The sequence below is a fragment of the Micromonospora sp. NPDC049114 genome (assembly GCF_040648635.1).
GTDB lineage: Bacteria > Actinomycetota > Actinomycetes > Mycobacteriales > Micromonosporaceae > Micromonospora.
Window position 1 is genome coordinate 551,226 of record NZ_JBEZEA010000002.1, and the last position, 12,232, is coordinate 563,457.

9 protein-coding genes are annotated in these 12,232 nt (G+C 69.9%); 3 read left to right on the forward strand and 6 right to left on the reverse strand.

Annotation, left to right across the window (positions count from 1 at the left end; all coding sequences use genetic code 11):
* Positions 1 to 179: 179 nt before the first annotated feature.
* Positions 180 to 1,736 (forward strand): OFA family MFS transporter, encoded by a 1,557-nt coding sequence (locus tag AB0B39_RS10140; protein ID WP_357492422.1) that lies wholly within the window; start codon positions 180 to 182, stop codon positions 1,734 to 1,736.
* 14 nt (positions 1,737 to 1,750) lie between these two features.
* Here AB0B39_RS10140 and nrfD read toward each other — a convergent pair whose 3' ends face one another.
* From nrfD to AB0B39_RS10160, 4 genes are all read right to left on the reverse strand, one after another.
* Positions 1,751 to 2,761 (reverse strand): NrfD/PsrC family molybdoenzyme membrane anchor subunit, encoded by a 1,011-nt coding sequence (gene nrfD / locus AB0B39_RS10145; RefSeq protein WP_357574064.1) that lies wholly within the window; start codon positions 2,759 to 2,761, stop codon positions 1,751 to 1,753.
* On the reverse strand, positions 2,758 to 3,801 hold the full coding sequence (locus AB0B39_RS10150; protein WP_357574065.1) for a 4Fe-4S dicluster domain-containing protein: 1,044 nt from the start codon (positions 3,799 to 3,801) through the stop codon (positions 2,758 to 2,760). Before AB0B39_RS10150 ends, nrfD begins: the two co-directional genes overlap by 4 nt.
* A 3-nt stretch (positions 3,802 to 3,804) precedes the next feature.
* Entirely contained in the window at positions 3,805 to 7,080 is a 3,276-nt protein-coding gene (fdh, locus tag AB0B39_RS10155) for a formate dehydrogenase (RefSeq protein WP_357574066.1), read from the reverse strand.
* A 147-nt stretch (positions 7,081 to 7,227) separates the two neighbouring features.
* Entirely contained in the window at positions 7,228 to 8,025 is a 798-nt protein-coding gene (locus AB0B39_RS10160) for a PrsW family glutamic-type intramembrane protease (protein ID WP_357574067.1), read from the reverse strand.
* A gap of 89 nt (positions 8,026 to 8,114) precedes the next feature.
* Between AB0B39_RS10160 and AB0B39_RS10165 the strand changes: the two genes are divergently transcribed.
* Positions 8,115 to 8,513: an NUDIX domain-containing protein gene (locus AB0B39_RS10165; RefSeq protein WP_357574068.1), complete on the forward strand. Its 399-nt coding sequence runs from the start codon at positions 8,115 to 8,117 to the stop codon at positions 8,511 to 8,513.
* Positions 8,514 to 9,232: 719 nt separating this feature from the next.
* The gene (locus AB0B39_RS10170; protein ID WP_357574069.1) at positions 9,233 to 10,762 is read left to right on the forward strand and encodes a TROVE domain-containing protein; all 1,530 of its coding nucleotides are present in this window, start codon (positions 9,233 to 9,235) and stop codon (positions 10,760 to 10,762) included.
* 239 nt (positions 10,763 to 11,001) lie between these two features.
* On the opposite strand, the gene AB0B39_RS10175 is transcribed toward AB0B39_RS10170, so the two are convergent.
* Positions 11,002 to 11,421: an ASCH domain-containing protein gene (locus tag AB0B39_RS10175; RefSeq protein WP_357574070.1), complete on the reverse strand. Its 420-nt coding sequence runs from the start codon at positions 11,419 to 11,421 to the stop codon at positions 11,002 to 11,004.
* A gap of 29 nt (positions 11,422 to 11,450) precedes the next feature.
* The gene (locus AB0B39_RS10180; protein ID WP_357574071.1) at positions 11,451 to 12,203 is read right to left on the reverse strand and encodes a glyoxalase; all 753 of its coding nucleotides are present in this window, start codon (positions 12,201 to 12,203) and stop codon (positions 11,451 to 11,453) included.
* Positions 12,204 to 12,232: the final 29 nt, after the last annotated feature.

Genomic DNA, 12,232 nt, shown 5'->3' on the forward strand with positions numbered 1-12,232 from the left:
CGTTTCGGAGTTATGACGAAGTGCGAACCTGCCGCCACGTAACGTGAGAATGCAGCCGGTCAGCGGCTGACGCAGGCGTGCACCGGGCCGCCACCGGGGGCGGCACCGCTCTGTCGGCTACCGGCACGGGCAGCTCTGCCCCGCCGTCTGCCCGTTCAGTCGCAGGAGGTGCGGACCCCATGCTGTCGGTATTCAACCCTCGGCACACCGTCGCTCCCCCGGGATACAGCCGCTGGCTCATCCCGACCGCGGCTTTGGCCGTGCACGTCTGCATCGGCCAGGTCTACGCGACGAGCGTCTACAAGAACTCCCTCATCGCGCACTTCGACACCAGCCAGACGGCGATCGGGGCGATCTTCAGCATCGCCATCGTCATGCTGGGTTCGTCGGCGGCGGTGGGCGGCCGGTGGGTGGAGCGAAACGGCCCCCGCCGGGCCATGTTCGTCTCCGCCTGTTTCTGGGCCACCGGATTCCTGGTCGGCGCGATCGGCATCGCGACCCAGCAACTCTGGCTGCTTTACCTCGGCTACGGCGTCATCGGCGGCATCGGGCTGGGCATCGGCTACATCTCGCCCGTCTCCACGCTGATCAAGTGGTTCCCGGACCGGCCGGGTCTCGCCACCGGCCTCGCCATCATGGGGTTCGGCGGCGGCGCCCTGGTCGCCGGCCCGCTCGCACGCCAGCTGCTCTCGCTGTACGACTCCAACTACAACCCGGACAATCCGGGAGCCGTCGCGTCGGGCCACGCCCTCGTGGCGCTCTTCGTCACGTTCGGCCTCGGCTACTTCGTGATCATGATGTTCGGCCCGTTCAACGTCCGGGTTCCGGCACCGGACTGGCGGCCCGCCGGGTTCGATCCCGCCAGCGTCGCCAGCCGCCCCCTGGTGACACGGGCGAGCGTGTCCGCGACGAACGCGGTACGTACCCGATCGTTCTGGCTGCTGTGGATCGTGCTGTTCTGCAACGTCACGGCCGGCATCGGCATCCTGGAGCAGGCCAGCCCGATGATCCAGGACTTCTTCCGGGACAACGGCTCCACCGCGGTGTCGGTGTCGGCGGCGGCCGGCTTCGTGGGTGTCCTGTCGCTGTTCAACATGGCCGGCCGGTTCGTCTGGTCGACGACGTCCGACCTCATCGGCCGCAAGCCCATCTACATGGTCTACCTCGGCGTCGGTATGGTGCTGTACGTGCTGCTCGCCGTCGCCGGCCACGCCGCGACGGCCGTCTTCGTGCTGGTCGCCGCCGCGATCATCTCCTTCTACGGCGGCGGCTTCGCCACCATGCCCGCGTACCTGCGCGACCTGTTCGGCACCTTCCAGGTCGGCGCCATCCACGGCCGGATCCTGACCGCGTGGTCGGCCGCGGGTGTCGCCGGGCCGCTGATCGTCAACGGGATCCTCGACACGCAGGGCAAGCCCGGCACCCTCACCGCCTCGGCGTACCGGCCCGCGCTGTTCACCATGGTCGGCATCCTGGCCATCGGTTTCATCGCCAACCTGCTGGTACGTCCCGTGCCCGACCGGTTCCACGAGCCGGACCGGGGACCGACGTCGCCGGTGGCCAAGGCCACGGTCACCGAGCCGGTCGCCCTCGGCCCGCAGAGCACCCCTGCGGTGCCCGAGCACGTCGGCACCCAGACCGGTCGACTCTGGGTGTCCTGGCTGCTGGTCGCGGCGCTGCTCGGATACGGCATCGTCCAGACCGCCATCACCGCGGCGAAACTGTTCACCGGCTGACGCGTCGCGCCAGTTCAGGGCCGGAGCGCGGGGCCGTTCTTCTCGTCGAGTCTCTCCCGCTGGGGCACGACCGTGTACTTCGGATCGCGCGCGGAGACCCGGCCCGCCTCGAAGACACCGAACCGGGTGGCGACCGACGAGGCCACGAGGGCCGCGCCGGAGATCGCCGCCAGAAGCCGGCTGCGGCGGCTGACCAGTGCCGCGGCGGTGCCCACGGCGAGCAGCGCCCGCCCCGCGGTGACCAGTCGCCCGCTGCGGCCGCGCCGGTACGGCTCACCGGTCAGACCCAGCCGCTCCAGCCGCCGTCCGCCGACCAGCTCGACGGTTGCGGCGGCGAGGGCGAGTCGCCGCAGCGGGGCGGTCTGCGTGGCCGGCGCCGCGATCAGGCCGACCCCGGACGCGGCGGCGAGCGCGCTCCCGGCGAAGACGAAGGGCAGCGACGGGTAGGCGTCGTGCCAGGACGGCACGGCCGTGTCGGCGAGGAGCACCCCGGTGTACGTGGCCAGCGCCGGTGCGACAGCGGCGGCCGCCAGACCGGCGGCGTGGCCGACCGGGGGCGCCAGCCGGCGGGCGAGGCCGAGCACGCCGTGCTGTGGGATCAGCGGCGCGAGTTCGGCGACCGCCGCCACGCCGGCCAGTGGCCCGAACGCGGCGAGGATCCAGGTGCCGACGGACATGGGTGAGGTCACCTTGGCGACCCGGAGCATGTGGTGGAACCGGCTCGGCCGCCCGAGGTCGTGAATGAGCAGGTACGTGCTGGCGGTGACACCGCCGAGGGCCGTCCACCGGCCGATCGTGCGCAACTCGGGACGACCGGTCACCTGGGCGCCCGCGGCGATCAGCGAGCCGCCGGCGGCGAGGCCGCCGGTGAACAGGTAGCCCGCTATGTCGTGCTTCCAGACCGGTGGTTTGAGCACCGGCCGGCCGTAGTAGGAGCTGAAGTCGGCAGGCGGCACGGTGAGCTGTTCGCCGTCCCCGCCGCGTCTCCGCCGCCGGTGCCCGTCGAGCGGTGTCGTGTCGGTCATGGCCGCCGGCCCAGGAACGCGAGCGCCGTGACGGCAGCCATCGTGAGCGCGGCGAGGCCGGCGCGTTTCCACATCGCCGGCAGATCCCGCGTCGTCACCACCGGATCCGGCGGCAACCCGTACACCTCCGGCTCATCCAACAACAAGAAAAACGCACCATCACCACCCACGCCGTCGTTCGGATCCTCCCCGTACAACCGCGCCTCAGGCACACCCCGCTCATGCAACGTCGCCACCCGCGCCGCCGCCCGCTCCCGCAACTCCTCCAGAGGCCCGTACTGAATCGACTCCGTCGGACACGCCTGCGCACACGCCGGCGTCATCCCCGCACCCAACCGGTCGTAACAGAGCGTGCACTTCCACGCCCGACCATCACCCTTGCGCTGATCGATCACCCCGTACGGGCACGCCGAAATGCAGTACCCACACCCATTACAGATGTCCTCCTGCACCACCACCGTCCCGAACTCCGTCCGGAACAACGAACCCGTCGGACACACATCCAGACAAGCCGCATGCGTGCAGTGCTTACACACATCCGACATCATCAACCACCGAAAATCCGACCGCTGCTCCACACCGGTACCCCGCCCCGGCGGCTGCCCACCCGGCATCCCCAGAAACTCGGGCCCACCTGACATGCGGGCCGCCGCGACCGGCGAACCGGGTGGCAGGCCCGGATCCGTGCCGGTGTCGGCGCTGGTCCGCGCACCCACAGCCGCCGTCGTCGGGCTGACCGTCGGCCCGTCCGGGTAACCCTCGAACGCCGGTATCTCCGGCCCGACCGAACGCGGCTGCTCGACGAACGCGACGTGCCGCCACGAGTTCGCGGTCAACGCCCCCGTGTTGTCGTACGACATGCCCAACAGATCCAGGCCACTCTCCGGAACACCGTTCCACTCCTTGCAGGCCACCTCGCACGCCTTGCACCCGATACACACACTCGTGTCGGTGAAGAACCCCATCCGCGGCGGCGCGTCCACGTAACCGGCATCCGGCGCCGGATCGAGCGGCCCGTACAGGGCGTTGGTGTGCGGCATCGGTCAGTCCTCCCGGTCACTGCTGCTGTCGGCGACGTCGGTCGTGATCAGCGGCGGGTAGCGGTGGCTCAGGTCTCCCGACCGTCGCCGGTAGTCGACGACGAGTTCCAGCAGCCGCTGGCCCCTCGGACGCCGACCGGGCCGCACGTCGCAGGTGCCGACCTTGCTCTCCTGGATGAGGACGTTGGGGTCGAGGGTGATGCCGAACAGGTCGTTGGCCGAGTCGCCGGTGACCAGGCCCTCGTAACCGAAGTGGTACGGCAGCCACACCTGGTGGATGATCCGACCGTCCACCCGCAGCGGAGTGACCCGGTCGGTGACCAGGACCTTCGCCTCGATGGCCGCGCGGGTGCTGACCAGGTGCGCCCATCCCAGGTGCGTCAGGCCGCGGTGGGCGGCCAGTTCCGGTGACACCTCGACGAACATCTCCGGTTGCAGCTCGGCGAGGTGCGCGACGGTCCGGCTCATGCCACCGGCCGTGTGGTGCTCGGTGAGCCGGCTGACCGTGAAGACGTACGGGAAGACGTCGCTGTGCTGCTCCGGCGGGCTCGGGTTGAGGTAGTTGATCGGATGGGTGTAGACCTTGCGGGCCGGGTTGGCCTGCTGGCGGTAGAGGGGGTTGCGTACCGGCGACTCCACCGGCTCGTAGTGCGTCGGCAGCGGCCCGTCAAGCACGCCGCTGGGCGCGTAGAGCCAGCCCTTGCCGTCGCCCTGAAGGATGAACGGGTCGTCCCCCGCGATGCCCGCCACGCCTGACGAGTTCGGCTCGGGCCGGTACGAGGGCGCCTTGGTCTTCTCGAAGTCCGGCACGTCGTAGCCGGTCCACTCGGCCTTCTCCGCGTCCCACCACACGTACTTCTTGCGCTCGCTCCACGGCCTACCGTCCGGGTCGGCCGAGGCACGGTTGTAGAGGATGCGGCGGTTGGACGGCCACGCCCAGCCCCACTCGAGCGCCACCAGGGACTGCTCCGAGCCGGGCTTGCGGCGCGCGGCCTGGTTGACGCCGTCGGCGTACACGCCGGTGTAGATCCAGCAGCCGCCGGCGGTGGAACCGTCGTCAGTCATCTCCGTGTAGCTCGACAGCGGTCGACCGCTGGCCACCTCGTACCCGTTGATCTCGTAGAGCACCGACTCCGCGCTCGGCTCGGCGTGCGGACCGTGCGTGGGGTAGTCCCAGGTGAGGTGAAGCAGCGCGCGGTCGCGGGCCCGGGTCGAGCCGGCCAGCCGTTCCCTGATGATGCGGCCGAGGTGGTAGAAGAACCACAGCTCGGAGCGGGCGTCGCCCGGCGGCTCGACGGCCTTCTCGCGCCACTGCAACAACCGCTGCGTCTGGGTGAACGAGCCCTCCTTCTCCACGTGCGAGGCGGCGGGCAGGAAGAACACCTCGGTACGACACTGCTCCGGAACGATCTCACCCGTCTCGATCTCCGGGGCACGCTGCCAAAACGTGGCGCTCTCGATCATGAACAGGTCCCGGACGACAAGCCAGTCCAGGTTGGCCATGCCCAGGCGCTGCGCCCGGCCGTGGGCCGAGCCGACCGCCGGGTTCTGCCCGAGCAGGAAGTACCCCTTGATCTTCCCGTCGATCATGTTCAACACCTGCTGGTAGGTGCCGTGGTCGCCGGTCATCCGGGGCATGTGGTCGTAGCAGTAGTCGTTGTCCGCGGTCGCGGCGTCCCCCCAGTACGCCTTGAGCAGGTTCACGGCGTAGGCGCGCGCGTTGCCCCAGAAGCCCTTCTGGCCGGGGTGCCGGATGCTGTCCACCCACTCGTCGAAGGTCGGGTGGTCGGCGTGGTGCGGCATCGGCAGGTAGCCGGGCAGCAGGTTGAACAGCGTCGGAACGTCGGTGGAGCCCTGGATGCTGGCGTGGCCCCGCAGGGCCATGACGCCGCCACCCGGGCGGCCCATGTTGCCCAGCAGCAGCTGGATGATCGCCCCGGCGCGGATGTACTGCACGCCCACGCTGTGCTGCGTCCACCCCACCGAGTAGACGAGCATGCTGGTCCGGTCCCGGCCGGAGTTGGCGGTCCATGCCTGGGCCAGTTCGAGGAACTTCGCCTGCGGAATACCGCACACCCGCTCCACCATCTCCGGCGTGTAGCGGGAGAAGTGCCGCTTGAGGATCTGGTAGACGCAGCGGGGGTGTTGCAACGTCTCGTCCCGCTGGGTGTCGCCGCTCACCGGGGCGCCGTGCGACTCGTGCTCCAGCCCGGCCGCCGTCTCCCGCTGCGTCTCGGTGTCCTGGGGGGAGATGTTCTCCTCGGCGCCCTCGTACTGCCAGCTGCTCTGGTCGTAGCTGGCGTTCTCCTCGGCGAAGCCCGAGAAGAGCCCGTGCATGTCCTCGGTGTCCCGGAACTCCTCGGTCACGATGGTGGCGGCGTTGGTGTACGCCACGACGTACTCGCGGAAGTCCAGCTCGTTGTCGAGGATGTAGTGGATCACGCCGCCGAGCAGTGCGATGTCCGTGCCGGCCCGGATCGGCAGGTACGCGTCCGCCACCGCGCTGGTCCGGGTGAACCGCGGGTCGACGTGGAAGACCTTCGCCCCGCGACGCTTGGCCTCCATCACCCACTGGAAACCCACCGGGTGCGCCTCGGCCATGTTCGAACCTTGGATGACGATCATGTCGGAGTTCGACAGGTCCTGCTGGAACTGGGTGGCGCCGCCGCGACCGAAGCTGGTCCCCAGACCGGGGACGGTGGCGGAGTGTCAAATACGGGCCTGGTTCTCGATCTGGAGCGCCCCCATCGCGGTGAACAACTTCTTGATGAGGTAGTTCTCCTCGTTGTCCAGCGTCGCCCCGCCCAGACTGGAGATCCCCAACGTCCGGTTGAGCGGCCGGCCCTCGTCGTCACGGTCTTCCCAGGTCTCGTCCCGGGCAGCCAGGACCCGGTCGGCGATCATGTTCATCGCCGTGTCGAGGTCGAGGTCCTCCCACTCGGTGCCGTACGGCCGCCGGTAGCGGACCGTCGTCTGCCGCAGCGGACTGGTCACCAGGCTCTTGCTCGCCGAACCCTTCGGACAGAGCCGGCCCCGCGAGATCGGGCTGTCCGGATCGCCCTCGATCTGCGTGACCTGCCCGTCCTTGACGAACACCCGCTGGCCACAACCCACCGCACAGTACGGGCACACCGAACGGGCCACGCTGTCGGCGGTGTCGGTGCGGGCGGTCAGCGACAGTGACTGGGCGGACTTGGCCGCCGCGCCCCGCCCGAGCGGGTCGGTGCCGGTGAGCTGGCGGTAGAGGGGCCAGCTCTCGACCCAGCGGCGCACCCCCATCGCTGCACCTTCCCGACGAAAGCTACTAAATGTGAACAGTCCGACAGTAGTTGAGGTGCCGGCCCGGCCGCAGCGGGATCAGCAGAGCGATGCCTCCCCCGGCCAATTCGCACTGGCCGGGGGAGGCATGGTGTAGAAGGGTCGCGATCAGCTCGACGGACGCTGGACCACCAGGCGGTCACCGAAGGTGCGGTAGCGGTGCAGCTCCCAGAACAGCCAGCCGATGCTGACGATCGCCAGCACGACGAAGACCAGCCAACCGGAGAACGTGTCCCAGAGGGTGTGCAGGACGACGACACCTCCGAAGGTGCCGAGGAACCCGAACAGCCGGCCGACGCTCGGGCTGGCCAGCAGCGCCCACAGCGCTCCGGCGGTGAGCCCGGTCCACGCGGTGTGCCCGGCGGGCGCGGTCAGACCACGGATGAACAGGGTCTGCTCCACCGCACCGATGTTGCCCTGCGAACTCAGCAGCGCGGTGAAGGCGTACCCCATCGTCTCCAGCGCGGCGAAACCCATGCCGGCGGCCACACCGATGACCAGACCGTCGGACGGCAGGCGACGACGGTGCTGCGCCAGCGCCGTGAACAGCAGCACCACGGGGACGATCAGCTTCGCCGACTCCTCGATCAGCGCCACGAACAGCATGGGCAGGGCACCGAGGCCGCGCAGGGTGTCGTACTCCAGGGTGCCGGCGACCACCGTACCGATCACCCCGCCGAAGAACGCCGAGGTCACCAGCACCGACGCCGGCACCTGCCAGCGCCCGGTACGGGCCTGGGCGAACGTGAGGAACGTCAGCGGCGCCACTGTCGCGCCGAGCAGGATCAGTGCCGGCACGAAGTTCGGGTTCTGGGTGCGGACGAGGGTCCGCAGCACCGCGAGATACAGGATCAGCCCGACGACGAGCACTCCGACCCACGCCCACCGGCGGGAACGATCACCCATACGGGGAGTCTCGCGGATTCGGGTTCCGAAGACCAGCCTGGGCGCCGAGATCCTCCGACTCCGCCGGCCAGCGTGGCAGGGTCTCCCGCATGGCCATCTACGACGTCGCCCTCGTACTGCTCGTCGACCCTTGTGGGGCGGTGCTGATGCAGCATCGCGACGACCACGCGCCCATCTCGCCGAACCAGTGGAGCCTTCCCGGCGGCCACATTGAGCCCGGCGAGTCGCCCGAGCAGGCCGCCCGCCGCGAGTTGCTGGAGGAGACCGGCCTGAGCGCCGGTGAGCTGCACCTGCTGTGGAGCGGTCCGCGCCCGTACGAGGCGGGCTTCGAGCACACGGTGACGGTGCATGTCTTCCGTGGCACCACCACCGCGCGACAGGAGGACGTCGTGCTCGGCGAGGGCCAGGCCATGGTGTTCGTCCCGCGCGAGGAGGTGTTCGACCGGGAACTGGCGGCCTCGTCCGCGCTGGTCCTGTCCATGATCTGAGGTCCCGGCTCCTCGGCGGTTCGGCCGCCCGGAGTCCCCGACGGCGGACACGTAATGGGGTTGTCCGCGTGGCAGGGCGGCCCTACTGTCGTGGGGCACCTCCCGGTGCGCAGGCAACGGCTACTTCCGCATCCAATCGGGGAGACGGGGGTTCGAATCCCACCGCCACTTCGGGTGGCGTCGACCAGCGGCCTAGGTCACCTTGGCCCGCGAGGGCCGGTCGCCGTCGCCGCTTCGATCTCGGGAGGTGCGCTCTCGCCGCACGCCCGGTGCGACGGATACGGCTACTTCTGGTAAAGGTCCGGCAAGGGCCTGCGGTTCGAGCCCGCGAACGCCGTGTCCACTTTTGATCTCGGGCGTGCGGCGCGACCACACCGCCTCCGATCACAAGATCGCAAAAGTTGTTGCCCGTCCGCGACAGCTGCCGCTACGGTCGTGACCGCACTTCCCGGTGCGTGGGCGACGGCTACATCTGGAGGGGTTCCGGCCCCGGTGAAGGACATCCGTCGCCAACCTCGATCTCGGGAAAGCGCGACCACACGCACACCCGGTGCGCAGGCAACGGTTACTTCCCGGCTCCGCAGATGGGGGTTCGAATCCCCCCGACGCCTTCGGGTGGGTGGTTCAACGGACAGAACGGCGGACTAGTCCGTGGCCGACTCTGATCTCGGGTGTGCGCTGTGGTGGCGTCTTCTCGGCCGACTGACGTGGGGGACGTCATGGCCAAGTTCAACCTCAAGCTGCGCACGGGCCGGCATCGGCCGGCGACCGGCGAGGGCGCACCCGGTTTCGTCCGTGAGCCGCGCCTCGAACTGTTCCTGCTCGGTGTCTCGAACATGGTGGGCGAGGCCAGCTTCTACGAGCGCGCCACCGACCGCGACGGCCGCTTCCGGGACCTGGTCGCCACCGTCGCCGTCACTGATCCCGACTGGTTCGCGCGCTTCGTACCGTGGCTCCGCACCGGAGCGATGATGCGCTCAGCCTCAGTGGTGGCGGCCCTTGAGGGTGCCCGCGCCCAGGTGGCGGCGGGAATCCCGGGTTCGCGCGCCGTGGTGGATGCGGCGTTGCAGCGTGCGGACGAGCCGGGCGAGGCCCTCGCGTACTGGTTGGCTCGTCATGGCCGGGCACTGCCCAAGCCGGTGAAGCGAGGCATCGCCGACGCGGCGGTCCGGCTCTACACCGAGCGGAGTCTGCTCAAGTACGACTCCGTCGCCAGCCAGGTCCGCTTTGGTGACGTCATCGAGCTGACCCACCCCACCGCCCGGGACGAGCGGCAGGGCGACCTGTTCCGGCACGCGCTGGATCGGCGGCACCGGCGGGACAACCCGCTCCCCCCGTCCCTGCAGATGCTCAGGGCGCGGGAAACGCTCATGGCGATGCCTGTCGAGCAGCGCCGGGAATTCACCGATCCGGCGATGCTTGACGCTGCCGCCATGACGTGGGAGGCGCTGGCCGGCTGGCGACAGAGCGCGATGGACGCGGTGGCATGGGAGTCGGTCATCCCGACGATGGGCTACCTGGCGCTGCTGCGTAACCTGCGCAACTTCGACCGGGCCGGGGTCAGTGACACCGTCGCGGAGACCGTGGCCGCCACGCTCGCCGACCCCGCGCAGGTGGCGAGGTCGCGAGTGCTGCCGATGCGCTTCCTGTCGGCGTACAACGCCGCGCCGAGCCTGCGCTGGTCGTACCCGCTGGAGAGGGCGTTGCAGCACGCCCTGGCGAACGTGCCCGCCCTGGACGGGCGGACGCTGATCCTCATCGACACGTCCGGCTCGATGCAGAACCCGTTCAGCAAGGACGGCACGCTGCTCTGCTGGGACGCCGCAGCGGTGTTCGGTCTCGCGCTGGCGGCCCGCGCACAGTCGGCCACCGTGGTGTCATTCTCCGACGACCGCCTGGTGTTTCCCGAGGTGGCGGGCGAGTCGGTCCTCGCGGCGGTGCGGCGGTTCAGAGAGGGCGGTTACTTCCTCGGCAGGGGAACCGACACCGAGAAGGCGGTCCGCGAGCACTACGACCGGCACGACCGTCTGATCATCCTCACCGACGAGCAGGCCCAGTGGCACGGTTCGACGAATGTCGTAGCGGCGGTACCGGCGGAGGTGCCCGTCTACACCTGGAACCTGGCCGGATACCGGATCGGGCACACGCCGACCAGCACGAACCGGCACACCTTCGGCGGGCTGTCCGACGCCGCGTTCGCGATGATCCCGCTGATCGAGGCCGGGTCCGACGACCGCTGGCCCTTCTGAACCGAGGGCTGCGGGGCTGCCTGCCCGGAGACCCCCAGCTCGGCACACCCGTGTTCACCGTCGCTGGGCCCGTTCCACCCAGGCCGGTCACCGGTAGCCGTCCGACAGCCCTCACGACACTCGGGGCAAGCGCCGCTGCTCTCGGTGTCCTGCTGGTTGCCGGGCTCGCCCTGGTACGCCGACGCACCCGCCGCGAGTCCTGACACTGCCGACGGACGCGCAGGACGGAGATCGCCCGCTCAGACGGCGTGCACCAGCCGGAAGCGCTGGGCCACCACCGACGTGTCGTCGTCGACGGTGAAGTCGGGGTCGCCCAGCTCGGCGCGTACCTCGGCGCTGTGCCAGAACGCCTCGTGCCCGGCCCTCCACTGCGCCACCGACTCGTCCCCCTCGCCCTCGTCGAGGGCGTGCTGCAGATCGACGTCGCCGAGTCGGACGACCCGCACGTCGGTCAGTTCGATCACGGCGACCCGCTGGCCCGCGGAGTTCACCACGGCGGACTGCTGGCCGACCTCGGGCAGTGGCTCGTTCGCTCGCTCGTAGCCGACCAGCAGGGCGGACGTGGAGGTTTTCGCTCCGGAGAGGATCGCCGCCACGAGCCGGTCCCGCAGGGGACCCGGAAACGCGAACTCGGCAGGTGGAAGATCGTCGAGTTCCATGAGCGGAGCATACCCACGGACACTGAACATCAGGCCTCCTGAGGCCGCCACCACGGTTCGAGCAGAGCCGGGTCGGCGACGAAGCCCCTGACCTGCGCGCGCTCCGGCTCGGTCAACGTGAGCGCGCGCAGTTGGGCACCCCATTCGGGCACCCGGTCGGTCTTGCCCAGCGCGACCGACAGTTCGATCAGCCCGGCGAGCGCCGTCGCCTGCTCGACCGTCGGAGCGTCCTCGGCCCGCCGACGCATCCCCGAGTCCAGCGCCCGGTAGGCGGCCCGGTCGTCCATCTTGAACTCGCGCAGGATCCGCGCGTTGTCGAGCACCCGGGCCAGCCCCTCAAGCTCGGACGACCCGCCGTACTCCAGATCCTGCGGCTCGTCGCGCTGGATGAAGACGACCGTGTTGCCCGACGGGTCGACGACGCTGAACCGCGACGCCCCGGCACGGTAGCGGGTGATCCGGGGCAGTCCCTTGGCCAGCACCTTGCCGTACGCGCCGCGCATCGCGTCGACGAACGCCGCGTGGTACGCCGCTACCGCGTCGACCATCACCAGGCAGCCGCCGGTCTGTTCCTTCGCCGGGTCGAGGCCCTTCGGTGCGGGCCCGTAGTGCAGGGCGAACCCGCTCCACTGGACGACGAGATAAACGTACGGCCGCATCTGCTCGTAGGTCACCTCGAAGCCGAGCGCACGCCAGAAGGCCAGGGTCTCCTCCGGCGCCGGGCAGGGCAGCAACGGCACGGTGGTCTCGTTCGGCTGGACACGGTCCTCATTGGTCGTCATCGTCACTCCGGTCCGCTCGGCAGGCCGGC

Bases quoted from the DNA above. Each gene is read 5' to 3' on its own strand.
- AB0B39_RS10165 (WP_357574068.1), top strand. From the start codon at position 8,115: ATGGCCATCTACGACGTCGCCCTCGTACTGCTCGTCGACCCTTGTGGG.
- nrfD (WP_357574064.1), bottom strand. From the start codon at position 2,761: ATGACCGACACGACACCGCTCGACGGGCACCGGCGGCGGAGACGCGGC.
- AB0B39_RS10160 (WP_357574067.1), bottom strand. From the start codon at position 8,025: ATGGGTGATCGTTCCCGCCGGTGGGCGTGGGTCGGAGTGCTCGTCGTC.
- AB0B39_RS10175 (WP_357574070.1), bottom strand. From the start codon at position 11,421: ATGGAACTCGACGATCTTCCACCTGCCGAGTTCGCGTTTCCGGGTCCC.
- AB0B39_RS10150 (WP_357574065.1), bottom strand. From the start codon at position 3,801: ATGCCGCACACCAACGCCCTGTACGGGCCGCTCGATCCGGCGCCGGAT.
- AB0B39_RS10180 (WP_357574071.1), bottom strand. From the start codon at position 12,203: ATGACGACCAATGAGGACCGTGTCCAGCCGAACGAGACCACCGTGCCG.
- AB0B39_RS10170 (WP_357574069.1), top strand. From the start codon at position 9,233: ATGGCCAAGTTCAACCTCAAGCTGCGCACGGGCCGGCATCGGCCGGCG.
- AB0B39_RS10140 (WP_357492422.1), top strand. From the start codon at position 180: ATGCTGTCGGTATTCAACCCTCGGCACACCGTCGCTCCCCCGGGATAC.